The organism is Sphingobacterium pedocola, assembly GCF_015209965.1.
Classification (GTDB): domain Bacteria; phylum Bacteroidota; class Bacteroidia; order Sphingobacteriales; family Sphingobacteriaceae; genus Sphingobacterium; species Sphingobacterium pedocola.
In genome coordinates, this window is the sequence record NZ_MU158691.1 from 402,984 (window position 1) to 429,029 (window position 26,046).

The following is a 26,046-nucleotide window of genomic DNA, read 5'->3' on the forward strand; positions in this document are numbered from 1 at the left end:
TTTATTTTAACCTGATTCTTTCTTCTTACTCAAATCATAGTCAATGCGTACGTGATGTATGCTCATCAACATCGATTTGAAAATTTCAGATACATCGCCGATATCTTTCATGGTAATGTTTGATTTAGCAAATTGCTTTTGCATTAATTTATGTTCAACGATCTTGTCAACTAATTTGCTGATGGACTGTTGTGTAGGTTCTTTTAATGCTCTTGACGCGGCTTCAACAGAGTCTGCCATCATCAATACCGCAGTTTCTTTTGAAAACGGAATCGGACCGGGATAATGGAATATCGTTTCGTCGACTAATTTTTCGGGATTATTTTTGATAAACATATTGTAAAAATAATCTACCCGGGTCGTGCCGTGATGTGTTCTTATAAAATCAATAACTACTTCAGGTAGTTGATTGCGACGTGCAATTTCTATTCCTTTCAAAACATGTGATATAATAATTTGAGCACTTTGTTCTGGGGTCAACTCTTCGTGTGGGTTGGCGCCGGTTTTTTGATTCTCAATGAAATATAGGGGGTTGCTCATCTTACCTATATCATGGTATAATGCTCCCGCACGAATAAGTAGCGGATTGCCTCCGATCTTATAAATAGCCGCTTCGGCCAGATTTGCTACCTGCAAGGAATGCTGGAATGTGCCGGGTGCTTTCAGTGATAGTTCTCGCAACAACTTGGAATTACTATTTGTTAACTCCATCAATGTAAGATCCGAAACAATGCCAAAAAGTTTTTCAAATGCATAAATAAGGGGATAGGCCAACAGCGTGAGCCCTACACTTACGATAAATGGAATTAGCTCGTTCCAATATATATTTTGAAAAGAACCGTTGCGTGTAAGTACCAAACCAATGTAAGCAATGATATAGGTGGCAAGGATTAAGCCGCTGGAAATCAGGAATTGCTCCCGTTTTACCATAGTTTTGATACTGTAGATGGCTACCAATCCTGCCATGATCTGTAAGAAAACAAAGTCATAACTATTTGGTACAAAAAGGGCTGCAACCAATACCATCAATAAATGGATGTTAAGCGCTACCCGGGTATCGAATAGGATGCGAAATATAATAGGTACTCCACAATAGGGGATGTAATAGAGGCTGGGGATCTGGATTTTTATTGCCCAAGAGAGTACGCCCAGCATAGATATAATTACAATGTAAACGATTAAAAGCAGTCGGTTGTTATTATATATCTGCCGACGGAAAAAGAATAGAAATACCATGAGTAGACTCATGGCTAATCCTACAATTAAAAATTGGCCAAGTATTACATAATTTTGATTCCCACTTATTTTGGCTTCGTCTTCGAAAACCTTCTTCAGGGACTCTAATTTTTGATAGGTTTCGCCATTGATGATTTTATCTTTTTCGGTTATCAGTTCTCCTTTTTGAACCATTCCTCTTGTCGTAGAAATGTTTGCCAAAGCAGTTTGTTCAATTTTATCGGTAAGGGTTTCGTTGTAGATCAGGTTGACTGTGACATAATTTTTCAAAACCTCCGTAAGCCAGGTTTTATGTGTTATTTTCCTGCTCTTGGCCAATGTTTGTTGGATGTAGTTATTGGCCATTTCAATAGTGAAGCAATCAGCCGTATTCTTTTGCTGTGCTACATTATCATTCATCAACGTGAAATTATAATTCGATTCCGTGGGGTCTACTTTATCTGAGTCCTTTCCTTTCGTTTGATACCGATTATTAAGTGAAATTATACCTCTATTGTAAATATAATTGAGAAGCGCTAAACCAGAATCTTTATAATCTTCGATATCGAGCGTTTCAATCGTATCCAGCTGTGATGCTTGCCATTTTTCGGCAATATCAGTAACAAACTGATCGATCTGTTCTTTACTGATCGATACCTGTAAATTGTATACCGGTTGAACGGTTTTTAAGATTTGCTGTTTATCCCTGTCGAGCTCTTCCTTGGTTTTTAGAATAGCAAAGTTATAAGGAGAAATAAGGTTTTCATGATTCCATGCCTTCCCTTTTTGAAACTCATATCGGAAACGAGGTTGCTTGGGTAGGAAGATACAAATCAGTAAAACCGTAAGAATAACCATACCGTATTTTAAGACGGTAGAATTGTTCTGTAGTTTCGAGTTTATGTAATTTATTTTAAGCTTAGCCACTATAAAAAAGCAATGTAAATAGTTCTTAAACAAACTTAGATAAAATGCGCTGTATTCACAAACCGACAGTGTGCTCTTGGACGCCATTGAAATACACATTGTTGGATTAACTAGACGGAGCGATTTCCTAATACAGGCCGAAATAGCATGGTATGATTTAATTAATTTACTGCAGAAAGAAGGAAGATAATACCTAAATTAAGATATAGATTTTGATTATATCAGTTTTTTTTACTTTTATAATCAATTTAAAATCAACTTATAACTGGATTTATATATATAATATATTTACAAAAAACCTGCCCAGATAAATGAAGGGAGGATTTTAAAAAATAGAATTATAACTTTCACATTCCTGCATTATAGGCCAAAATCAAATTAATTTCATGGTTTGCATGTTCTTAAAACGAATTATTCTCCTTAAGAGGTGTTAAAAGGACTGTTGCTTAGGTAGTGGGAACTTTCGAAACTTCTTTTAACCTATAGTTTCATAGCATTGATAATGAATTTATATGTTTACTTTATATAAAGTCTTAGTTTACTATCTATGCCGATGTCGTGAGAAACTGGCAAGGATTAGATCGTGCGATATAATGAGAAGTTGTCTTCTAAAGAAAAGTGGAATATCCTTATCTTTGTAAAAAAATAAAGACTTATGTCAACTATAAAACACCTTATTGCTCCATCTGTATTAGCGGCAGACTTCGCAAACCTGAGTAAGGATATTCAGATGGTCAACGAAAGCGAAGCAGACTGGTTTCATATCGATATAATGGATGGCGTTTTCGTTCCTAATATTTCTTTTGGATTTCCTGTGATGCAAGCTATTTCAAAACATGCTACAAAACCACTGGACGTACATTTGATGATCGTCGATCCTGATCGTTATCTGAAGACGTGTAAAGAGAATGGAGCAGAGATTATCACTGTGCACTATGAGGCATGTACGCATTTGCATCGTACCCTTGCCGGGATAAAAGAATTAGACTGTAAAGCCGGAGTTGCACTAAATCCGCATACGTCCGTGCAGCTATTGAAAGATGTAATCGGGGATATTGATTTGGTGTGTTTGATGTCTGTTAATCCTGGATTTGGCGGGCAGAAGTTTATAGAAAATACGTATACAAAAATTAGGGAACTGCGTACGTTGGCTGCCGGAGTTAATGATAACCTGCGGATCGAAATAGATGGTGGGGTGACGATAGCGAATGCGGCGAAATTAATCCGCGCTGGTGCTGATGTACTGGTAGCTGGCTCCTTTGTATTTAATTCGAGTGCCCCATTAGATACCATAAAAGAACTCAAAGCGATCGATGCGAATCTGCAACTTATTTAGTTGATGCACATGTTACGCTAATGAGGTTTTTAGACATCTGTTTTCTATAACTTCGCTTTAACAAGGCATATTTGCTTTAATTTAGTTGTTATTAAGTATTTGAATTTTAGTATTTTATAGTTTACCCAATGTCTTGTTTAGAATTTTTCCAAATTGAGTCAAAACGGTATTTAATTGCGTTAAAACTTTGATTTTTTGTACTTTTGTGTGAAGATTAAATCGATGGCTTATTCAGTAAGTCGTTAAACTTAGTAAATTAAAAATTTTATATAAATGGCTTTTGATATAGACATGATCAAAAAGGTTTATTCTCAATACGATGAGCGCATCAATACAGCTCGTGAGATTGTAGGTAAACCATTGACACTTTCGGAGAAAATTTTGTATGCCCACCTTTGGAATGGTAATGCTTCTGAAGCTTATGAGCGTGGTAAATCCTATGTGGATTTTGCTCCGGATCGCGTAGCGATGCAGGATGCGACGGCTCAAATGGCTTTACTGCAGTTTATGCAAGCGGGACGTCCGCAAGCGGCTGTTCCGTCAACTGTTCACTGTGATCACTTGATTCAAGCTCGTGATGGCGCAGAGCAGGATTTAACGCGGGCTAAACAAGAGAGTTCGGAAGTATTCAACTTTTTAAGTTCGGTATCAAATAAATATGGTATTGGTTTCTGGAAACCGGGAGCCGGTATTATCCATCAAGTTGTGTTGGAAAACTATGCGTTTCCGGGTGGCTTGATGATCGGTACAGACTCACATACAGTGAATGCTGGGGGTTTAGGTATGCTCGCTATCGGAGTGGGTGGTGCAGATGCATGCGATGTGATGGCGGGATTGCCTTGGGAACTTAAATTTCCAAAATTAATAGGCGTAAAACTTACCGGTAAATTGAGCGGTTGGGCTGCTCCTAAAGATGTGATTTTAAGGGTGGCTGGTTTACTTACCGTAAAAGGTGGCACCGGATGCATCGTTGAGTACTTTGGAGAGGGTGCGGAATCGTTATCTTGTACGGGTAAAGGTACGATATGTAACATGGGCGCTGAGATCGGAGCTACAACGTCAACATTCGGTTACGATGAATCTATGGAGCGCTACCTGCGTTCTACAGATCGCGCCGATGTAGCTGATGCAGCCAATGCGATCAAGCAACACCTAACTGCTGACGCAGCGGTGTATGCCGATCCAGAAACATATTTTGATCAAGTAATCGAAATTAATTTATCAGAATTAGAACCTTCTTTGAACGGTCCATTCACACCGGATTTATATACACCAATTTCACGTATGCGTGAGGAGGCTTCTAAAAATGGATGGCCTACAAAAGTGGAATGGGGGCTTATTGGTTCGTGTACTAATTCTTCTTACGAAGATTTGTCTCGCGCGGCTTCAATTGCTAAACAAGCCATTGAAAAAGGGTTGGTAACACAAGCTGAATTCGGTATTAACCCGGGTTCTGAACAAGTGCGCTATACAGCAGATCGTGATGGTTTATTAAAAACGTTCGAAGATCTAAATGCTACAATCTTTACAAATGCTTGTGGCCCATGTATCGGTATGTGGGATCGCGCAGGTGCGGATAAACAAGAGAAGAACACAATCGTTCACTCTTTCAACCGTAACTTTGCAAAACGTGCTGATGGCAACCCAAATACATATGCTTTCGTAACTTCGCCCGAAATGGTTGCTGCTATTGCCATCTCAGGTGATCTAGGATTTAATCCTGTAACGGATACATTGACGAATAAAAATGGCGAACAGGTTAAATTGGATCCACCTACTGGTGATGAATTGCCAGCAAAAGGATTCGCTGTGGAAGATGCAGGATACCAAGCTCCGGCTGCTGATGGTGTATCGGTAACTGTTGATGTATCTCCTACCTCTGATCGCCTTCAATTGTTAGAGCCATTTGCTGCTTGGGAAGGCACGGATTTAAAAGGTTTGAAATTATTGATCAAAGCGAAAGGTAAATGTACTACAGACCATATCTCTATGGCCGGTCCTTGGTTGAAATATCGTGGACATTTGGATAATATATCCAACAACATGTTGATCGGTGCAGTAAACTATTACAACGATAAAACAGATTTTGTTAAAAACCAACTAACAGGTGAGTACGGTCCTGTACCTGCTACTCAGCGCGCTTATAAAGCGGCTGATATCGGTTCAATCGTAGTAGGTGACGAAAATTATGGTGAGGGGTCTTCACGTGAGCACGCTGCAATGGAACCACGTCATCTAGGTGTTCGTGCGGTGTTGGTAAAATCTTTTGCACGTATCCACGAAACAAACTTGAAAAAACAAGGTATGTTGGGATTGACTTTCGTGAACAAAGATGATTATGATAAAATTCAGGAAAATGACACGGTCGATATCGTTGGTTTGACAGAATTTACACCAAACAAACCTTTAACGATTGTATTGCATCATGCTGATGGTTCGTCAGAAGAAATTTTAGTAAATCATACATATAATGCGCAGCAAATTGAATGGTTTAAAGCTGGCGGTGCATTAAACATCATTCGTAGAAACCAAGCTAATTAAACGTTAGGTTTATAAAATTAAAATGAATCCCCATTCTGAAAAGATGGGGATTTTTTGTGCTTATTTTTTGATAATGAAATCGCTACTGACAAGAGGCTGTCAATACAGGCTGTACCTTTGATCTATCAATAACGATACAATTAAATTATAAAAGAATATGAACAAAGCAATCATTTCAAAAGAAGAGTTGTTAAATCATTGGCAAGGCCATCGTACGCTAACTCGCAAGACTATTGAGAAGTTTCCGGAACAGGAATTATTTTCTTTTTCCATAGGAGGAATGCGTACATTTTCCGAATTGGTAAAAGAGCTATTATCTATAGCGGGGCCGGGACTTGAGGGGATCGTAAATAATTCGACCGACGGTTACAACCATAATCTTCCCTTAAATGCAAAGGAAGAATTGTTGGCGAAATGGGATTTGGAGACTCCTCGGATTAACGAATTGTACAGTCAGATATCGGAAGAGCGTTTTCACGAAAATTTTAATTTATTTGGTGAATATGCATTTCCCGTTATTCAAAATATCCAATATTTTATTGATAATGAGATTCATCACCGGGCACAGGGATTTGTCTATCTGAGAGCTTTAAATATCGAACCTCCCTTTTTCTGGGATAGGTAATAATCAAAAAAACACCGCTAAATTACTTAGCGGTGTTTTTGGTTATTCATTTTATCCCAATCTTCTTTTAATACAGCGTATACCACCAGGTCAAGCAGCTTGTTGTTTACTTTTTCGACCTGTCGTAATACCCCTTCTTTGAAAAAGCCCAGCTTTTGTGGGACAGCTTGACTTTTAAAATTTTCTCTTGCAGCTAATATTTCTATTCGATTTAAATGGAGCGTGTTAAATGCATAGTCGATCAAATGTCTACAGGCTCGAATGATTATTCCTCGGCCCTGTGCTGACTCTGTAAGCCAATAACCTATAGAGGCATGTTGATTGTGTCTGTCGATATGATGGAGGCCTATTCTTCCTACAATTTGGTTGCTGAGGATGATTTCATAGCTAATTTCTGTTCCTTCTTCGATAAGCATATTGCATTTTGCTAGGTAGTTTGACAGGTCGCCAATATCTTTCATGTTTTGTGCCCAAGGCAAAAAGCTGGATAAATGTACTCTACTACAATGTACTGCTTCAAACAAAGCTTTGGCATGTGATACACTGCTTGGTATTAAATGAATGTTTTCATCAATAATGATCATATGCTATGAATTAGTTGATGTATATGTTAATTATGGATTTTACGATGATAGAAAGATCAACTATCCAACATATCAACGTTTCTGCCAGGTGTTTGTTGCTAGGTATTAATTTTTTTTAAACTCTTGCTGATAAGTGTACGTACAGTTTCTTTTAATATATCTGGTTCTATAATGATGGCTTTATCTGCAAACATCATATACCATCTTGCAAACACGTCGATATTTCGGGTTTCAAATGTCATTTCTACGTGCGTGGTTCTGTCTTCTTGAGATATGAACCCGTAAAAGCTACGTTCCCATTGTAGATACCCGGAAATGTCTTTGTCTACTGCAATTCGAACATGTGTTCGCTGAATATATTCGGTTCGGCCCGCTAAAAAATCTCCGATGGAGATATGTTCTTTGGAGTAATTCACGGAAGTTAGCGTTATTGCATGTATGCGGTCGGCTCTAAATTGGCGATAGGCTTCTCGTTTTAAACAATAAGCAGCGATATACCAAAAACCGCTTTCATGAAACAGGCCTATAGGTTCAATAATGCGGGTTTGTGGTAGATCATCGGAGACGCCCCTGTAGCATAATTTGATTTGTTTCCGGTCTGCGATACTTTCGAAAAAGGTGGTAAATGCATGAGGGACTTCATGATTGAAAATATCATAATTGCTCTTATTCATGACAATCTGATTCTCTATCGCGGCTACGATATCTTTGTCATTAATTTTTAATACCGCTTTTACCTTGTACATAGCCGCAATAAAATGGTCACTAATGGATTTATCCAAAAATTTTTGCGTCAGTTTTTCAGCAGCAACGAAACTCATTGCTTCTTCTTTGGTAAATATTACGGGAGGAAGTCTGTATCCTTCAACTAGGCTGTAACCCGTACCTGCTTCGCCAATAATGGGTACCCCCGCCTGCTCCAGACTTTTTATATCTCGGTATATCGTGCGGAGACTCACTTCAAACCGATCTGAAAGCTCTTTCGCTTTAACGATACGCTTGGATTGTAATTGTATGAGGATTTCTACTATTCTGTCAAACCTTTTTTTTAAATCTTTAGACACTTTCTAGTTGTTTTGTATGTTTTATTCTTAATAATCCTAATCCACTGGTTAAATGTGTGCCGGCAGGTGGGCCCGGAGCTCATCGTCTTTTAAATTTGTATCCCGCTATACTGAAAATAGCACTGTTTATGCATGTTAAAGCTGTTGTGATCAGTAATTTGTATCTGTCTTTGTACTGTTGTCTGTCTTTGTCGGTATGAATGAACTCATGATGTTCGGTTTGTGGATGCAACGTATATTATCTAAGTTTAAAGATAATATTTAATTGTTACTGGCATGATAAATTTTTATCGAAATGGTTTCCAATGAAATATTTATCTCGCTGTAGAGGAACTGACAAACATACTATTTACATATGAAATGGATTGAAATACCCCGTCACTATCTTTCGAAAACATCTGAAATCCGGCTTGTCGAGTTGCCCGAGAAGTCGTTTTGTTTGGTTTGGAATGAAGACCAGTGGGTTGCATTCTCAAAAAAATGCCCACATGCAGGAGCGAGTCTGGAAAATGGTTGGTGTGAAGGAAAAGAAGTGGTTTGCCCTTATCATAGACACCGATTTAATTTGATAGACGGAAGGGGAGCAATAGGACAGGGTAATTATATTCAAATTTATCCACTCAAAGAAGTTGATGATATACTTTATGTCGGTCTGAAGGAAAATATATGGTCTAGAATTTTTGGATGAAGGTTTATTTGATGTTGGTTGTATTTATTTTTCGTTCTTTTCAAAGTTTACGTGTAACTAAAGGGGTAATAATGATGTACTCTGGTTGAGAGGTGTGTTTTGAGGGTAACTTTTTAATATTGTGATTTGTGCTTCTAGTATTTTATTAAGTACTGATTATTTTTTTTAAAATAATCAAAAAAAAACTAGGTGTTTTGTTTTATTTTATCAATAAAAATGTATTTTTGCTTCAAATAATTATAATATGTTATGAGTTTATCAGGGAAAAAATCATTTTTACCAATTTTATTGATGTTTTTTATTGTTGTTTTGGCTTTTTTTAATCCTTCTTTGCCTAGCGACGGAACAGAATATGAATATAATGGTGCTGATGTGGCTTGGATGTTAGCTTCAACGGCTTTAGTTTTGATAATGACGCCAGGTTTAGCCTACTTCTATGGAGGTATGGTCAAGAAGAAAAACGTTATTTCAACCATGTTGCAAAGTTTTATATGCATGGCTGTAGTAGCCGTAATTTGGGTAGTATTTGGATTCTCATTGGTTTTTGGAAGTTCGGTGGGGGGGATTATTGGAGATCCGACAACCTATTTTATGTTTAACGGAGTTTTAGATGGGCAACCCTGGGGGGGAGCGCCTACCATTCCGTTTACGTTGTTTGCGATGTATCAGCTAAAGTTTGCAATTATCACGCCGGCTTTAATTACTGGGGCATTTGCGGAACGTATTAAGTTTACTTCGTATGTTTTATTTATCGGATTGTTTTTTGTGTTTATTTACGCGCCGTTAGCACATGCTACATGGCATCCTGATGGTATCCTATTTAAAATGGGTGTATTGGATTTTGCAGGCGGTACGGTAGTGCATATGTCGGCAGGTCTTACCGCATTGGCCTCGGCGATATACCTCAAACAAGGTAAAGATTTTAAAGAACATACGCCTGCACGTATAACATATGTATTATTGGGTACCGGTATGCTATGGTTCGGCTGGTTTGGTTTCAATGCAGGGTCTGCATTTGGAGCTTCACAGTTGGCTGCTACTGCATTGGCAACTACGTCTACCGCCTCGGGAGCAGCAGCCCTCACGTATATCTTTTTTGATGCGGCAAGAGGAGTTAAGCCGTCGGCGATGGGAGTGTGTATAGGAGTTGTAGTAGGTTTGGTCGCTATTACACCGGCAGCAGGGTTTGTTACGGTGCCGCACTCGTTGGTCATCGGGGCGGTAGCGGCAATTGTTAGCCGTTTGGTGATCGATTGGAGAACAAAATCGAAATTGGATGATACACTGGACGTGTTTCCAAGCCACGGTGTAGGAGGTATGGTAGGTATGTTGCTTACAGGAGTTTTTGCGCATCAATCGATAAATTCAGCTGTTGAGTCAAACGGTCTGTTTTTTGGGGAAACGTCGTTATTTGTAGCGCACGTAATTGGTTTAATTGGAGCTACTGTTTTTACATTAGTAATGGCCTTTATCTTATTGAAGCTTACGGATACGGTTACACCGTTACGTGTTACAGATGAAGAAGAAGAAATTGGTTTAGATTTGTCGCAACACGGAGAAAAACTTTAAAATATTCCCTCAATTTTTACCTGAATTATTACCACGGTTTCTCCTGAAACCGTGGTTTTGTTTTTTATGTACGGAATGTCATATCTCGTAAATAGATACTTTTTCCTGTGTGGATAATCTTTAAAATATTATTACCTTTGCAGCATCAATTCAAGCTATGAGCGACGCTATAAAACACGAGTGTGGTATTGCACTTATTCGACTATTAAAGCCCCTGTCTTATTATCAAGAAAAATATGGTACGCCCTATTACGGAATTAATAAATTGTATCTTCTTATGGAGAAACAACATAATCGTGGTCAGGACGGAGCGGGAATCGCAACCATTAAGTTTGACGTAAAACCGGGCCATCGCTATATCAGTAGATATAGGGCAATGGGATCAACTGCGGTGGCGGATATCTTTGAATACGTTCAGAAAAAATTTGCTGCTGTAAATAAAGCTTATCCAGAGGAATCAAAGGATACTCAATGGTTAAAAGATAATGTTAGTTTCACGGGGGAAGTTTTGCTGGGGCATTTACGCTATGGCACCCACGGTAAGAATAGCATCGAAAGCTGCCATCCTTTTTTACGTCAAAATAATTGGATGACGCGTAACCTAGTAGTGGCGGGCAATTTTAATATGACGAATGTTGATGAGCTTCTGCAACAACTATACGACCTGGGACAGCATCCGAAAGAACAAGCGGACACCATCACCGTATTGGAAAAAATCGGCCATTTTCTAGATGACGAGAATCAAGAGCTTTTTGATCAGTTTAAAGAAGAGGGATATTCTAATATAGAGATCAGTGCGCAGATCGGGAAGAATCTGGATGTCGCCAAAATACTAACCCGTTCTGCAAAGACATGGGACGGCGGGTATACAATTGCGGGAATATTTGGTCATGGGGATGCATTTGTAATGCGCGATCCGGCGGGTATTCGTCCGGCTTTTTATTATCAAGATGATGAAATTTTAGTCGTGGCTTCGGAAAGACCAGTCATTCAGACTGCTCTTAATATTCCTCTTCATGCGGTTAAAGAGATCAAGCCGGGGCACGCGCTAATCGCGAAAAAGGATGGCACCGTAACAGAGGAGATGTTTAGACAACCCGCAGAGCAAAAATCCTGTTCTTTTGAACGCATTTATTTTTCTCGCGGTTCAGATGCGGATATTTACAAGGAGCGGAAAGCATTGGGACATTTACTGTGTCCACAAGTCTTGGATGCTATTGATAAAAATATAAACAATACTGTTTTTTCTTTCATCCCAAATACAGCAGAAGTATCGTATTATGGAATGATGGAGGGAATAAACCAATATGTCCGCGATTTTCAAAAAAATGCACTCTTAAAACGTGACGATAAAATTTCTGATCAAGAACTGGAAGAGATTTTAAATTTACATCCTCGTTTTGAAAAACTAAATGTAAAAGATGCAAAGTTACGTACATTCATTACACAAGATGCAGACCGGCAAGATATGGTTCAGCATGTGTATGACACCACCTATGGAATCGTTAAGGATCATGAAGATACAATTGTAGCTATAGACGACTCGATCGTTAGGGGGACAACTTTAAAGCAATCGATCTTGACGATCTTAGATCGTCTTAATCCGAAAAAAATAGTTGTTGTTTCTTCTGCTCCGCAAATACGGTATCCAGATTGTTATGGTATTGATATGTCTCGTATGGGAGAGTTTGTAGCGTTTGAAGCGGCAATATCTTTATTGAAACAAAAAGGGATGCCTCATATTATTGAGGAGGTGTACCAAAAATGTTTGGCGTCTATTACCAAACCGAAAGATGAAGTGGAAAATTATGTTAAGGCGATTTATGAACCGTTTACGGATGAAGAAATTTCTAAAGAAATCGCTGCTATTGTAAGACCGCACGATCTGAAAGCAGAATTAGAAGTTATTTTCCAGACTTTGGATAATCTACATATCGCTTGTCCTAACCATAAAGGTGATTGGTATTTTTCTGGTGATTACCCAACTCCTGGAGGTAATAAGGTGGTTAACAAAGCTTTTATGAACTGGATGGAAGGTAAAAACGTACGTGCGTATTTTAGCAGTTAACTAATATATTTCTATAAGAAAAGGCTAACCTTAGATAAGGTTAGCCTTTTTTATATGTATGAATTATAATTGTTTCAAATTTAATTACTTAAACAAGTGTGTTTAAGTAAGTGGTCGTTTTAGTCCTCTAATACGACGTAATCATCTCCATCGTAAAGCAATTCGGCCTTCTCTAAGAAGATTTCTAATGATGTTAATTCTAAATCTTTTATCATAACATGATGTTTTTTGTTTATTCAAATGTACGTGTCTCCTATTAGGTATGCGTGAATATAAAATTAAGTTTATGTTAACAGTTAATTTATTAACATACCTACGTAATACCAGATATGTTGGATTTGTTTAAATTTTGATTTTTCATGATGCACTTGTGCATCGAGGTTTTGGTCTAAGTAATGGGCTTTAAATTCGACAGAACTGCGCGTCGAATTTAGAATCTCAAGCTGCATCCACTTGTTTTGCTTTGCCCAGGATTCAATTTCTTTTTTATGCTGTAACCGCCGTGTTGTAGGATGAAAGGTATCGTAGAGAAAATCAATGTTGCCTACTGCAAAAGCCGCGTATCGAGCGCGCATCAATTTTTCAGCGGTTTCAGCTTTGGAAATGTCGCGGTGTATTAGTTCACAGCATGATTTGAAATCCTGCTCGTTTCCGCAAGGGCATTTCATATTAATTATTAGACGTTGAAAGTGTACTAAGGCGGTTTTGAAGTGCTTTTTGACTTCTCCTAAATGCTTTACGTTGTTTATGATCTACCCATTTCTTTTTAAAAAGCTTACGCATGATTTTATCAGTATAGCGAATAACAAAAACCTCATTAAGCATATTTAGTAAACGAGATGGGTGCGTGGGAAAAGACCGTAACGATATAGAAAATCCAGCTTCTAAATAGCGGTTGAAATGCCAATATCCGCTTGGCATAAATAACGCGTCTCCGTGTTCCATGAAAATTTCGTAGCCTTCGGCATATTGAAGTGCTGGAAATTTTTCGTAATCTGGGTTTTCATAGTCAATATTATATACGGTGTGTACTGAAAGAGGGACTTTGTATAAGAAAGGGGCTTGATCGGGTGCAAAAAGTACCACCCGTTTCCTGCCTTCAAATTGAAAATGTAAGAGATCGCCTAAATCAATGTCATAGTGCATCAATACGCGTGCTTCGCTACCGCCAAAAAAAAGAGTAGGAATACGTTTGAAATATTTGAAACCTAAATCGGGGTACGTGAAATTTTTTAATAGTTCAGGGAGATGATCTGTTATGATATAAAAGAATATCCGAAGGTCGGAAGGTGTTGACCGAATAAGGTTGATGTAATCCTTGAACTTCATCTTGATAACCGGTTCGTCTGTAGCCTTATTTGGATCTGCTGGTTTATTGTTGTACAATCCTACTTCTTGGTCGCCTACTTTTTGATAAATGTAATCGAGATTCCATTTATCAAAGTCTTTCCACTGTTTTGCAAGTCCCTTAATCAAAACTGGTTTTTGAGGTTTGAAATAGTTTTCAATAAAACTTTCTTTGGAAATATGCGATATAGTATCTATAGGTGATAAAATCATAACAGTCACAGCCTTTTTCTAAAGATACTAAATTTTTAATAAAGAAAAATGACAATACCACGATTTTGTGACAAACTAATTGGTCTATTTTAGCGTTATCAATAAAAATAATAGCATATGGCATCACTAAAAAATGAACTTGTAGGGACGTGGCGTTTATTATCTTATATAGAACTCCCTTTAGATGGTGGAGATTCGGGTTTTCCAATGGGGAAATCTCCAAAGGGCTTATTGATTTATGCGCCGGATGGTCATATGTCTGTTCAGATTTCTGGCACTCAAGAGCAAAAATATGTTTCTGGAGATCGTATGCATGCAACAGAAACCGAGTTACAAAAAAGAATGCGTGGCTATATTGCTTTTAGTGGTAAATATACTGTCGATAATAAAACAGCAAGCGTTTTGTATACCATTCAGACTTCGTTGTTCCCAAATTGGGAAGGCGGAAAACAATTGCGGAAAATTGATTTTGAAGGAGATATTTTATATCAGAAATCATTGGATCCTATTTTGTCGGATGGTCGACTGGTACATTCATATATTACTTGGCAGAAAGTAGAAAAAGAGGTGGCAGAAGAGGTGCTGAAAGACGTCGAGGACATATCTATTTCTGCATAAAGTATTTGTGGATATTAAACTAAAAAGGTTCGAATAATTTTCGAACCTTTTTAGTTTAGTTAAACCACTGGATAACTTCATCCTTAGTTGGCATCTGAAGGTCAAGTTTCATCTTCTTGCGCATTCCGCCCAAATCGTTAAAGACTTTATTCGGATTGGCTTCCTTCAATAGTTCAATGGTTGTAAAACCCATTTTCTGAAGTACTGGAATCCATTGTTGGGGAATTCCCTGACTGATGTAATCTTCATTAGAAGCCACTTTGACTGTTTTTTCCGGTCGCATTTGTGGGAAGAATAATACTTCTTGGATGGATGGATTATTTGTTAAGAACATAATCAGCCGGTCCATACCGATTCCTAAACCCGAAGTAGGGGGCATACCATATTCAAGCGCCCGTAAAAAGTCTTGATCAATAAACATCGCTTCGTCATCTCCTTTTTCGGATAGGCGTAATTGATCTTCAAAACGCTCCCGTTGATCTATGGGGTCATTTAATTCAGAATAGGCGTTTGCAACTTCCTTGCCACATATCATCAGTTCGAAGCGTTCTGTAAGTTCTGGATTATCGCGATGTTTCTTCGTAAGTGGAGACATCTCGATAGGGTAATCTGTAATGTAGGTGGGCTGGATGTAGTTGCCTTCACATTTCTCGCCAAAAATCTCGTCGATCAATTTTCCTTTGCCCATGGTGTCGTTTACTGCGATGCCCATGTTTTTTGCCGCTTCACGGATTTCATCTTCCGACTTACCGATGATGTCAAAACCGGTAAACTCTTGAATAGACTGCGCCATTGTGACTCTTCTATAGGGAGCTTTGAAGTCAATATCGTGGTCTCCAAACTTGGCCTTGGTCGTTCCGTTTACAGCAAGCGCACAATGCTCTAGGAGGCGCTCTGTGAAGTTCATCATCCAGTTATAATCTTTGTAGGCTACGTAGATTTCCATTACTGTAAACTCGGGATTATGGGTTCTGTCCATGCCTTCATTGCGGAAGTTTTTTGAGAACTCATACACACCTTCGAATCCACCGACAATAAGACGTTTTAGGTACAGTTCATTAGCTATACGTAAATATAGCGGAATGTCTAGTGCGTTATGGTGCGTGCTAAACGGGCGGGCAGCAGCACCGCCAGGGATAGATTGTAGAACGGGTGTTTCTACTTCCATGTAGCCTGCACTATTAAAGAATTCACGCATGGCGTTGAATAATCTCGTGCGTTTTACAAAAATATCGCGATTTTGTGGGTTTACGATAAAGTCAACATACCGCATACGATAACGTTGCTCTGGGTCGGTGAATGCATCAAATGTTTTGCCTTCTGCTTCTTTGACAATGGGTAAGGGGCGTAACGATTTGGTCAGGATACTTAACTTGTTTACGTGAATAGAGATTTCGCCTGTTTGTGTGGTAAATACAAATCCTTCCACACCAACAATGTCTCCGATGTCCAATAATTTTTTGAACACTGTGTTGTAGAAAGTTTTATCTTCTTCCGGACAAATGTCGTCGCGCTTAACATAGGCTTGGACTCGGCCCGTAGCATCCTGAAGCTCCATGAAAGAAGCACTTCCCATAATGCGACGGCTCATAATTCGACCCGCAATTCGTATGCTCTTATAGTTAAGTTTGTCTCTTTCGTAGTTTTCTAATATATCTTCGGCAGTAGCATTTATTTCAAATTCATCAGCCGGAAAAGGGTTGATCCCTAAATCGATGATGCCTTGAAGGTTTTGTCTGCGTTGTTGTTCCTGTTCGGATAATGCAATACTCATGATTTTGTATTTTTCGAATAATCAGGCAAAAGTAGAAAAAACTAGTGACAATTGAGGTATTTTTATTCTTCAATGCTACTTTAATTCTGAAATTCTGCTTATCTTTGAGAAGTAATGTTGCTTGAAAAATAGGTGTTAAAATTTTGATAGTTAAAAAGTAATAAGTTAAATATTATTTTGCTTTTGTATTTACAATTGATTATCTTTGCACCTCAATTGTTGAATATATAGTAATCATAAGATAAAATGAAAAAAGATTTGCATCCATCAAACTACAGATTAGTTGTTTTTAAAGATATGTCGAATGACTATGCTTTCGTAACTAAATCTTGTGTAGACACAAAAGAATCAATTACTTGGGAAGATGGTAATGAATATCCATTGGTGAAATTAGAGATTTCTCATACTTCACACCCGTTTTATACAGGTAAAATGAAGTTAGTAGATACAGCTGGACGTATCGATAAGTTCCGTACACGTTACAACAAAAAATAATCACTTAGATTATATTTCAGTATATCAAAGTCCCGATAAGTCTCTTATCGGGATTTTTTGTATTTTTATGGATATGTTTTCTCAACTCGTTTTATTCGACCGTATAGATAGTAGACGGCATTTACTTCCGTTGGTAGCCACTCGACCGGTTGGTAATTTGCGGGTTGGAATTCATACATTGGAAGATAAGTGGAGGGTTATTTTGAACTGTTCGGTAAGTCATTGGACTATAGATTCCTTAATGGAAAAATTTCCTTTGGAAATTACTGCTCCGGCTGAGGTTCTGGTATTGAGTGCTAATATATTGCCGAATGCAGATCTTATAGATGCGCTACTTGACCTGAAAATCGGCGAATCTTTATTGGATCAAAACGATGAATGGATAGCAACGTATGTGCAGGAGTTTACGCAATTTGTTGATTTGCGAGGAAGCCGGGGAAGTGTGGTTTCTTTTGATAAAAAATTAGAAAGACTTCTCTATCCGGAAGATGTATTTATATTTAACGCGAATCAGATTGTTTTTGATCTGGAGTATATTAGGATCTCGGAAAAATTCGAGACTGAAGGCGGTTGGAATCAAATTGTTGGTGACCAGCTCTATATTGAAAAAGGGGCGGATGTACAGCATGCGTACTTAGATTCGTCTTCTGGGCCCATTTATATTGCTGCTGGTGTGGTAGTGGAAAGTAACGTTACCATTAAAGGCCCAGTGGCAATCTGTCGAAATAGCAGGGTTAAATCTGGTGCAAGAATATATCCGAATGTTACAATTGGAGACAATAGTACAGTGGGTGGAGAAATCAACAATAGTGTTATCTGGGGTAATTCTGCAAAAGGACACGAAGGGTATCTTGGTTGCGCGGTAATCGGCGAAGGGTGTAATTTGGGTGCGGGAACTACGAATTCGAATCTGAAGAACGATTGGAAGAGTGTAAAGATGTATGACTACGTTCGTGATGATTTGCGGGATACGGCTTTATTGAAATGTGGAGTTGTCATTGGAGATCAAAGTATGTTGGGCATCCAATCTAAAATTAACACCGGAACTGTCATCGGGGTAGGGGTGCAGGTTGCAGTTTCGAAATTTATTCCCAAATTTGTACCAGACTTTTTGTGGCTTACGGATACGCAAATCGCGGCTTACAGATTTGAAGAATTTGACATGATGCTAGAACGAAAAGCGGCTGTCAAACACGAACACATAACGTCCGTAGATAAAAAATGTTATCGACAGGTATTTGATGATACCTGGGAATTAAGAAATAGAATAATCAATACTAAAAATAAATAATCATGCGTAAAAACATTGTTGCGGGAAACTGGAAAATGAATCTGAATTACGAAGAAGGCGTAAGCCTTTTTTCCGAAATCGTTAATATGGTAAAGGACGAGGTAATAGGTGCTCAGGAAGTGGTTGTATGTAGTCCGGCTATCCACTTGTCTAGTTTAGGAAAATTAGCGTCTATGTCATCTAATGTAACGATAGGGGCACAAAATATTCATCAAGCAGAATCAGGAGCTTATACAGGCGAGATATCGGCTTCTCAGGTGAAGTCTATTGGGGTTTCCCATGTAATTTTAGGCCACTCTGAGCGTCGTGCTTATTTTGGAGAGACAGACGAACTTTTGGCAGAGAAGGTAAATGTAGCATTGAAACACAATTTGGTGCCTATCTTCTGTATCGGAGAAACGAAAGAGGAACGTGAGTCTGATCGCTTTTTTGACGTAATAAAAGCTCAACTGGAAAAAGGATTATTTCACTTGTCAAACCAAGAATTCGCTAAAGTGGTATTGGCTTACGAACCGGTTTGGGCGATTGGTACAGGATTGACCGCTTCTCCAGAACAAGCGCAAGAAGTTCACGCTTTTATTCGTGAAACGGTGGCTAATCAATATAATCAGGAAATTGCCGATAATACGACTATACTTTACGGTGGAAGTTGTAATCCTTCCAATGCTGGTACTCTATTCTCACAAGCTGATATCGATGGTGGTTTAATCGGGGGCGCTTCGTTGAAATCACGTGATTTCCTGGAGATTGTAAAAGTTTTTAATCAATAAAATGAAGTATGCTTCAGTAGTTTTTAGTTCTTCTGATATAGAAGATTGGCAGAAGGATTTGTTTATTTCCGGATTAGGTGAAATCGGTTTTGATACCTTTGAAGATGCTGAAAATGGTTTTATAGCCTACATACCTTCTGCTAATCTTGATGTTCAAGCGTTGGAAACACTTATTTTGGCGCAGGGGGATAGATTTCATATAAACTATGAAATTATTGAGTTAGAGGAGCAGAATTGGAATTTGCTTTGGGAGAGCAATTTTAATCCCATAGTTGTAGATGATCAGTGTTATGTGCGTGCTACGTTTCACGAACCGCACCCCGAGTATGCGTACGAAATCGTTATAGATCCTAAAATGTCGTTTGGTACCGGTCATCACCAGACAACATCCATGATGCTTTCTTTTATTTTGGAAAACAATTTTGAAGGTAAACGGGTTTTAGATATGGGATGTGGTACCGGGATACTCGCTATTTTGGCGTCTAAGAAGGGAGCTAAGTCGATCATGGCAGTAGATTTCGATTCTATTTGTATCGAAAGTGTGGAGGAGAATAAAAAGTTGAACGGTATTTCAAATATTGCATCATATTTGGGGTCAAAGGAAATCATCGGGAATAATTCCTTTGAGACTATATTGGCAAATATCAATCGTAATATTCTCTTAGATCAGCTAGATGTGTATGCAAATGCTATGGACGAGAAGGGGGAACTGTATTTGAGTGGGTTCTACTACGAAGAAGATTTGAGAATTATTCAGAAAAAATGTGAAAGTTTAAACTTATTCTTTAAAGAAAGTAAGAAGTTGGATACTTGGTGTTCTGCAAAATTTATTAAGAAATAGTTTATGCGTATTCATTTTATAGCAATAGGTGGCAGTGTAATGCACAATTTGGCGATTAGCTTGGCCAAGTCAGGCCATCAAGTCTCTGGCTCTGATGATCAGGTTGTAGAGCCCTCTAAATCCCGACTACGTCAATCGGGACTGTTACCGAAAGAATTGGGCTGGCACCCTGAAGCGATAACTGCTGATTTTGATGCTATTATTTTAGGAAAACATGCGTCTGCGGATAATCCGGAACTTCTAAAAGCGCAAGAACTAAATATTAAAATCTACTCCTTTCCAGAGTTTGTCTATGAACAGAGTATAGAGAAAACACGTGTGGTAATAGCCGGTAGTTATGGGAAAACGACCATAACCAGTATGATAATGCATGTGTTGAAAAAAATAGGTAAGGAGTTTGATTATCTGGTAGGTGCCAAATTAGAAGGTTTCGATTCCTTGATAAAGCTTACACCTTCTGCCCCGATTATCATTATTGAAGGCGATGAGTTCTTTGCGTCGTCAATAGATCATCAATCCAAATTCCACTACTATCATCCTAATATTGCCCTTATTAGTAATATTTATTGGGACAATTTTAAAGCGCTGATTTCAGAAGAGGAGTATTATAAACAATTTGAAACTTTTATTGATACTATTGTCGCTAAAGGAACTTTGATTTATAATAAGGACGATCACAACCTTCGGAAGATTGTTGAAGAAACCATGGACTGTAAAATAAATCGCCATGGATACAAATTACCGACACATACCATCAACAAAGGAGTTACATTTTTACAAATCGGTGAACGCGAAATTCCACTGGAAGTGATCGGGAAACATAACTTATCTAATATTGCGGGCGCCTTTACCGTTTGTGAGTGGTTAGGTATAAAACGGGACGATTTTTACGATGCCATTAAGGATTTTAAAAGTTCTATTCGCTATTTGGAATTTGTTGCGAGTGAGAATGGAAGTGTTGTCTATCAGGATTTTGCACACACACCTTCCAAATTGCGATCCAGTATCTATGCGATCAAGGAACAATTTTCCAATTCAAAATTGTTAACCGTAATCGAATTAAATCCGTACGAAGCCGTCGATGATTCTAAAGTCATACAGTACAGCGGAAGTTTAGATGAATCTGATTTTTCTATAGTATTCATTAATAAAAATAGCATAAAGGAGAAAAATATATTATTGAGTAATATTGTTAGTAAAGTTATACAGGTCTTTAATCATCCTAGTTTGCACATCATTACCGAATTAGAGGGATTGTATGATACGTTGGAAAAGTTTGATAGTGAAGGTGTTAACATGCTTTTTATGAGTTCAAATAATTATACGGGTTTAAATTTATTAAGTTTTGCAGATAAATTTCTTCAAAAAAACACCTAAACATTCATTAAATATTGTTTTCTTTAATATATTTTTTTTACTTTTGAAATAATAACATACATTTTACCGATGAATGCATTAGGAAAAAGAATTAGATTACTTAGACACCAAAAGGGGTGGAGTCAAGAAGATGTAGCAAAGCGATTAGATATATCAATCCCTGCATTTTCTAAAATTGAAACAGGTATCACAGATGTGAATTTGTCTCGTTTGAATCAAATTTCAAAGTTATTTGGTTTAACATTAGTCCAATTATTATCAACTTCGGATTCTGAAGAAGATAAAGCTAAAGTTGATGAAGTAAATGAACTCAACAAAAAACTTCAACAACGTGAAACTGAAGTTATCGAACTACAAAAAAAAGTAATTGATCTTTACGAACAACTTCACAAGAAATAAATATTCATGAATGTTCTTGATATTCAATGAAACCTATCTCGCTTAGGCAAGAGATTTTATTGATTCCGCTGGAAAACAATAACCGGAAATTCAGAAAAAAGAAAGGCAGGTGTTTATTTCACGCTGCCTTTTCTTGTGACGTTTTAAAGGTGATGTAGGTTGATTAGATTAACAGTATTATTCCTAAAAATCCTCGTCATCTTCATCAAAATCATCAAATCCGCTTACCGAATCAATTTCTAAATCAAAATCATCATCATAAACATCTTCTGAATCATCTTCAGGACCGTTAAAATTGATTAAATGCTCATCAATTTTACTAGTTATCACAGTCTTGTTAATCATAGCTATAGTGTTCTTACTGTTGTTAAATCAAACGTAAAATTAGAGAAGATATTTGAAACTATAAACTTTTTTTAAAAAATATAGTGTTGTTTTTCAAGGTGTTGAAAAAGGGAAAACTTTGCAAAGGGAATTTTATTCTACCGTGTCCCCTATGCTGTTTTCTTCAGCTACTATGTCTTTTAACTGCGGTAGATCTTTAACACTGTTAATGCCAAAGTGATTCATAAACTGGTCACTCGTGGCGTAAAGCAGTGGTTTGCCAATGCTTTCGGCTTTTCCTGCAATTTTGACTAAATCTTTCTCCAAAAGACGTTGGATGGAATAATCGCAATTCACTCCTCTAATCTGTTCCACCTCTATTTTTGTAATAGGTTGCCTGTACGCTATGATCGCTAATGTTTCAAGAGCAGACTGACTTAGTTTTTTTCTGTCGCGATGGGCCTGTAAATGATTGATGGCTTCATGATAGAATTCCTTAGTCAAAAACTGGTATTGATTATTGATTAAAGAAAGTGAAAACACCATGTCGTCACTTTCATATTTTAATTTTATCGTACCTAAAAGGTTTAAAATCTCCTCTTTGTTGATTTCAATAGCAAGTGCTTCTTGTAATACTTGCTTAATATCGTTAACGGATATTCCTTCTTCGGAAGCAAAGATCAACGCTTCAATATTTAAAATGATATCTTTCAATTCTAATAATTAATTACCTGTTCTACCATCGATTCGGGGATTTCTCTGAATTGATATGTTTGGGTACGGAGCTGGGGTTCGAAACCGGCTTCTACAATTGCATCTTGGATGGTTTGCGAAGTGAAGCGATGAGGAGCTCCTGCCGCAGAAACCACATTTTCTTCAATCATAATGGAGCCAAAATCATTTGCTCCGCCATGCAGACAGAGCTGGGCTACTCGTTTGCCAATAGTGAGCCAGGATGCCTGAATATTTTTGATATTAGGCAACATGATGCGGCTTAATGCAATCATTCGTAGGTATTCATCTCCTGTGACATCATTGGTAATACCGCGTAAACGCTTTAAGAGGGTTCCATCGTCTTGAAATGGCCAAGGAATAAAGGCGATAAATCCGTGATGACCTTCTGGCTTTTCATCTTGCACCTCTCGTATCCAAACCAAATGTTCGAAACGTTCTTCGATGGTTTCGATATGACCAAACATCATCGTAGCCGAAGTTGGAAGATTGATTTTATGTGCTGCACGCATTACGTCCAACCATTCCTGACCACCACATTTACCTTTAGAAATCAAACGGCGTACGCGATCGTTTAATATTTCAGCACCGGCACCGGGTAAGGAATCTAATCCCGCTTCCTTGAGGGTGGCAAGCACATCAAGATGACTCATACCTTCTAATTTGGCAACGTGTGCAATTTCGGGTGGACCAAGCGAATGCAGTTTAAGGGTAGGATACAAATCCTTTAACTGTTTGAATAACGAAGCATAGAATTCGATGCCTAAATCCGGATGATGCCCTCCCTGTAATAGAAGTTGATCACCTCCATATTTAAACGTTTCCTCAATTTTTTGTTTGTACGTCTCTATATCTGTAATATAACTTTCTTCATGTCCCGGGCGTCTGAAAAAATTACAGAATTTGCAGTTCGCAATACATACATTTGTTGTGTTCACATTCCGGTCAATCTGCCAGGTGACTTTACCATGCGGAACTTGAACTTTGCGAAGTTCGTTAGCCACGTAACTCAGATCAGCAGTAGCTGCATGATGATATAAGTAAATACCTTCTTCTTTTGATAAGAAATCAAAGTTTAAAGCGCGTTCCAATAAAGAATTTACATCCATTAGAACAAAGATACACAGTTTTTTTGTTAATTTTAACTATCGTATACAAGAGTGCGAATGCGATAGCTATATCAACGTCATCAATACACAGGAAATGATGACCATCCCCGTAATAATGATACGGAACTCTTTTTCAGGTAATATTTTAACGAGTTTTATCCCAAGTACTCCTCCTAATATAATGAATGGAAGTGCCATAAAATTTAATAACACACCCGCCCAACTTACATTTTGCCACACAAAGATCTGTAAGGGAATTTTGATGTAGTTTAAGATCATGATAAACCAGGCACCGGTGGCTACAAAAGCGTATTTATTTAAGTTCTTGGTCAATAGATAAACGGACAGTGCAGGTCCTGCGGCATTGCCTATCATCGTCGAAAATCCCATAATAAAACCGAAAAGTGGTGAATACCATTTCCCATTTGTGATGGTAAGTTGTTTGGTCTTGCCAAGCTTTTCCATCCAAAACATAATACCTATCCCCAAGATAATGCAAGCGCCCATTATTATTTTGAAGGTGGTGTCGTCAATATATTTTCCGATAATGAGGGCCGCAGCTAACCCGACCAATGCCATCGGGAGCAATTTAAGAACTTCAGACCATACCAGTTGCTTTCGATAGTATATTACGCCCATCAAGTCCGCTAATGCGAGCAATATGAGTACGATACCGGTTGAGTATTTTGCACCAAAGAGTATAGCAAATAGAGGCACGGCTAGCGAACCTATATTTTGAATCCCCGTTTTGGACATGCCTATTAGTAGCGCACATGTACAATAAAGCACCCAACTCGACGTATTTGGTAGAAGGGCTAACGCTTCTTCAAACATTACTTGGTCAGTATGGTTAAAATTTTTGAAACGTCTATTTCTGTGTAATCTTCAATATAAAAATCACAGGGAGGAAGCTGTTCTTTTGTATGTGAGCTTAATACACCCACAACTTTCATGTTGGCATTGATCGCTGCAGATACTCCAGAAAACGAGTCTTCAAAGATAACACAACGGCTAGGATCGATTCCCAGTTTTTGAGCAGATATTAGGTATACTTCCGGATCAGGTTTATGCTTAGCAACATTTTCACTGGCCAATAACGATTCCATTTTAGGACGGATACCCAATCCGTCAATAACAAGATCCATATTGGCTCTTGGAGCAGAAGTGGCTACACCGGTTTTGAATCCGTTTGCTTTTAGATCATCCAAAAAAGGTACATAATGGGGAATAGATTTTATCTGAGATTTATATATTTCCCTAAATAGTCCTTCTTTTTCGTTCTCCAGTTGTAAAAGTTCTTCACCTGCAATAGGTTTTTTGAAAAAATGACTCATAATATAGGAATTATGTTTGCCATACATGTGATGCTCAAATTCTAAATCGCTATAAGGAATTTTGTACTTGTCGAAGAAGGCTTCAAAGGCTTTAGCATGGTATGGATTCGTATGTGCGATTACGCCGTCCATATCAAAGATTACCGCATAATTATTCATAGCGCAAACTTAGAGATATTTGCTTTCAAACACAATTATAATCGCATTGAATATAACAGCAATTTATAGCAGATGAAATCTAGCGAAAACTATTTAGAATAGGTTTTGTTGTTTATGTAACTAGATTTATATGTTATGAGCGAATTACATTATATTGGTCAAGAAGGGATTGACAAGTTGAAAAACCTTGCCGAAGGTATAGATTTCTGTATGTTTTGCAGTAGTTTGTCGTTAAGACCCATTAATGCCTCACCCATGAGTGTACAGGAAGTAGACGATAATGGGGATATTTGGTTTTTAGGCAGCAAATCGAGTGATAAGTATACAGATATATTGCAAGATGGGAATGTTCAATTGTTTTTTTCTAAAAACAGTGACTTTACATATCTAAGTATATATGGTACCGGTACTTTTTCGGAAGACCAGACACGGATTGATAAATACTGGAATAAAATGGTAGAAGGCTGGTTTGAAAAGGGCAGAGAAGACCCGGATATCGTATTGATTAAAGTTATGCCACATGATATCCGCTATTGGGAAACAAAGGATAATAAGATAATTTCGATGGCTAAAGTACTTTGGACTTCGGTAACCGGAGATAAAACAGATACCGGAAGAGAAGGCAATATTGAAATATAATGCAAAT

25 protein-coding genes are annotated in these 26,046 nt (G+C 37.9%); 14 read left to right on the plus strand and 11 right to left on the minus strand.

All coding sequences use genetic code 11. The features are described 5' to 3' along the window. Positions 1-6: 6 nt before the first annotated feature. The gene (locus tag C4F40_RS17650) at positions 7-2,142 is read right to left on the minus strand and encodes an HD family phosphohydrolase (protein ID WP_196940734.1); all 2,136 of its coding nucleotides are present in this window, start codon (positions 2,140-2,142) and stop codon (positions 7-9) included. A 655-nt stretch (positions 2,143-2,797) separates the two neighbouring features. On the opposite strand from C4F40_RS17650, the gene rpe reads away from it, so the two are divergent. The 3 genes from rpe (at position 2,798) to C4F40_RS17665 (ending at position 6,644) form a co-directional block, all read left to right on the plus strand. Further along, positions 2,798-3,478 carry a ribulose-phosphate 3-epimerase gene (gene rpe / locus C4F40_RS17655; protein WP_196940735.1) on the plus strand — a complete coding sequence of 227 codons (681 nt, stop codon included), beginning with the start codon at positions 2,798-2,800 and terminating at the stop codon, positions 3,476-3,478. A 273-nt stretch (positions 3,479-3,751) separates the two neighbouring features. Further along, the gene (locus C4F40_RS17660; RefSeq protein WP_196940736.1) at positions 3,752-6,019 is read left to right on the plus strand and encodes an aconitate hydratase; all 2,268 of its coding nucleotides are present in this window, start codon (positions 3,752-3,754) and stop codon (positions 6,017-6,019) included. A gap of 157 nt (positions 6,020-6,176) precedes the next feature. Next, complete coding sequence (locus C4F40_RS17665; protein ID WP_196940737.1) at positions 6,177-6,644, plus strand: DinB family protein; 468 nt, start codon at positions 6,177-6,179, stop codon at positions 6,642-6,644. 26 nt (positions 6,645-6,670) lie between these two features. On the opposite strand, the gene C4F40_RS17670 is transcribed toward C4F40_RS17665, so the two are convergent. Together C4F40_RS17670 and C4F40_RS17675 are read right to left on the minus strand one after the other, a co-directional pair. Beyond that, positions 6,671-7,228, minus strand: a complete 558-nt coding sequence (locus C4F40_RS17670) for a GNAT family N-acetyltransferase (RefSeq protein ID WP_196940738.1) — start codon at positions 7,226-7,228, stop codon at positions 6,671-6,673. Positions 7,229-7,326: 98 nt separating this feature from the next. Next, positions 7,327-8,292 (minus strand): helix-turn-helix transcriptional regulator, encoded by a 966-nt coding sequence (locus C4F40_RS17675; RefSeq protein ID WP_196940739.1) that lies wholly within the window; start codon positions 8,290-8,292, stop codon positions 7,327-7,329. A 355-nt stretch (positions 8,293-8,647) separates the two neighbouring features. Between C4F40_RS17675 and C4F40_RS17680 the strand changes: the two genes are divergently transcribed. The 3 genes from C4F40_RS17680 to C4F40_RS17690 all read left to right on the plus strand — a co-directional run bounded on the left by C4F40_RS17680 (position 8,648) and on the right by C4F40_RS17690 (position 12,617). Next, positions 8,648-8,980 (plus strand): Rieske (2Fe-2S) protein, encoded by a 333-nt coding sequence (locus tag C4F40_RS17680; protein WP_196940740.1) that lies wholly within the window; start codon positions 8,648-8,650, stop codon positions 8,978-8,980. Positions 8,981-9,229: 249 nt separating this feature from the next. Further along, positions 9,230-10,549: an ammonium transporter gene (locus C4F40_RS17685; RefSeq protein WP_196940741.1), complete on the plus strand. Its 1,320-nt coding sequence runs from the start codon at positions 9,230-9,232 to the stop codon at positions 10,547-10,549. 157 nt (positions 10,550-10,706) lie between these two features. After that, positions 10,707-12,617 (plus strand): amidophosphoribosyltransferase, encoded by a 1,911-nt coding sequence (locus tag C4F40_RS17690; protein ID WP_196940742.1) that lies wholly within the window; start codon positions 10,707-10,709, stop codon positions 12,615-12,617. 296 nt (positions 12,618-12,913) lie between these two features. Here C4F40_RS17690 and C4F40_RS17695 read toward each other — a convergent pair whose 3' ends face one another. Beyond that, positions 12,914-13,285, minus strand: coding sequence for a YchJ family protein (locus C4F40_RS17695; protein WP_231390117.1), 372 nt, complete (start codon positions 13,283-13,285; stop codon positions 12,914-12,916). Position 13,286: 1 nt separating this feature from the next. Continuing rightward, on the minus strand, positions 13,287-14,177 hold the full coding sequence (locus tag C4F40_RS17700; RefSeq protein WP_196940743.1) for a cupin-like domain-containing protein: 891 nt from the start codon (positions 14,175-14,177) through the stop codon (positions 13,287-13,289). 117 nt (positions 14,178-14,294) lie between these two features. Between C4F40_RS17700 and C4F40_RS17705 the strand changes: the two genes are divergently transcribed. After that, positions 14,295-14,795, plus strand: a complete 501-nt coding sequence (locus tag C4F40_RS17705) for a lipocalin-like domain-containing protein (RefSeq protein ID WP_196940744.1) — start codon at positions 14,295-14,297, stop codon at positions 14,793-14,795. Positions 14,796-14,850: 55 nt separating this feature from the next. On the opposite strand, the gene lysS is transcribed toward C4F40_RS17705, so the two are convergent. Beyond that, positions 14,851-16,569 carry a lysine--tRNA ligase gene (lysS, locus tag C4F40_RS17710; protein ID WP_196940745.1) on the minus strand — a complete coding sequence of 573 codons (1,719 nt, stop codon included), beginning with the start codon at positions 16,567-16,569 and terminating at the stop codon, positions 14,851-14,853. 246 nt (positions 16,570-16,815) lie between these two features. Between lysS and C4F40_RS17715 the strand changes: the two genes are divergently transcribed. From C4F40_RS17715 to C4F40_RS17740, 6 genes are all read left to right on the plus strand, one after another. After that, entirely contained in the window at positions 16,816-17,064 is a 249-nt protein-coding gene (locus tag C4F40_RS17715; RefSeq protein WP_136821761.1) for a type B 50S ribosomal protein L31, read from the plus strand. Positions 17,065-17,137: 73 nt separating this feature from the next. Beyond that, entirely contained in the window at positions 17,138-18,355 is a 1,218-nt protein-coding gene (locus tag C4F40_RS17720; protein ID WP_231390128.1) for a putative sugar nucleotidyl transferase, read from the plus strand. 2 nt (positions 18,356-18,357) lie between these two features. Then, positions 18,358-19,125 (plus strand): triose-phosphate isomerase, encoded by a 768-nt coding sequence (gene tpiA / locus C4F40_RS17725; RefSeq protein ID WP_196940747.1) that lies wholly within the window; start codon positions 18,358-18,360, stop codon positions 19,123-19,125. 1 nt (position 19,126) lies between these two features. Continuing rightward, positions 19,127-19,966: a 50S ribosomal protein L11 methyltransferase gene (prmA, locus tag C4F40_RS17730; protein ID WP_196940748.1), complete on the plus strand. Its 840-nt coding sequence runs from the start codon at positions 19,127-19,129 to the stop codon at positions 19,964-19,966. Positions 19,967-19,969: 3 nt separating this feature from the next. Beyond that, the gene (locus tag C4F40_RS17735) at positions 19,970-21,343 is read left to right on the plus strand and encodes a Mur ligase family protein (RefSeq protein ID WP_196940749.1); all 1,374 of its coding nucleotides are present in this window, start codon (positions 19,970-19,972) and stop codon (positions 21,341-21,343) included. Positions 21,344-21,412: 69 nt separating this feature from the next. Next, positions 21,413-21,742 carry a helix-turn-helix domain-containing protein gene (locus tag C4F40_RS17740; RefSeq protein ID WP_196940750.1) on the plus strand — a complete coding sequence of 110 codons (330 nt, stop codon included), beginning with the start codon at positions 21,413-21,415 and terminating at the stop codon, positions 21,740-21,742. A gap of 183 nt (positions 21,743-21,925) precedes the next feature. Here C4F40_RS17740 and C4F40_RS17745 read toward each other — a convergent pair whose 3' ends face one another. From C4F40_RS17745 to C4F40_RS17765, 5 genes are all read right to left on the minus strand, one after another. After that, positions 21,926-22,087 carry a hypothetical protein gene (locus tag C4F40_RS17745; RefSeq protein ID WP_196940751.1) on the minus strand — a complete coding sequence of 54 codons (162 nt, stop codon included), beginning with the start codon at positions 22,085-22,087 and terminating at the stop codon, positions 21,926-21,928. A 132-nt stretch (positions 22,088-22,219) separates the two neighbouring features. Further along, positions 22,220-22,780, minus strand: a complete 561-nt coding sequence (gene scpB / locus C4F40_RS17750) for an SMC-Scp complex subunit ScpB (RefSeq protein WP_196940752.1) — start codon at positions 22,778-22,780, stop codon at positions 22,220-22,222. Between the two features lie 2 nt (positions 22,781-22,782). Further along, entirely contained in the window at positions 22,783-23,907 is a 1,125-nt protein-coding gene (gene mqnC, locus C4F40_RS17755) for a cyclic dehypoxanthinyl futalosine synthase (protein ID WP_196940753.1), read from the minus strand. Positions 23,908-23,973: 66 nt separating this feature from the next. Beyond that, positions 23,974-24,741, minus strand: a complete 768-nt coding sequence (locus tag C4F40_RS17760; protein WP_196940754.1) for a sulfite exporter TauE/SafE family protein — start codon at positions 24,739-24,741, stop codon at positions 23,974-23,976. Beyond that, entirely contained in the window at positions 24,741-25,400 is a 660-nt protein-coding gene (locus C4F40_RS17765) for an HAD family hydrolase (protein ID WP_196940755.1), read from the minus strand. Before C4F40_RS17765 ends, C4F40_RS17760 begins: the two co-directional genes overlap by 1 nt. Positions 25,401-25,535: 135 nt before the next feature. Between C4F40_RS17765 and C4F40_RS17770 the strand changes: the two genes are divergently transcribed. Next, positions 25,536-26,039 carry a pyridoxamine 5'-phosphate oxidase family protein gene (locus C4F40_RS17770; protein WP_196940756.1) on the plus strand — a complete coding sequence of 168 codons (504 nt, stop codon included), beginning with the start codon at positions 25,536-25,538 and terminating at the stop codon, positions 26,037-26,039. The last annotated feature ends 7 nt before the right edge of the window (positions 26,040-26,046 follow it).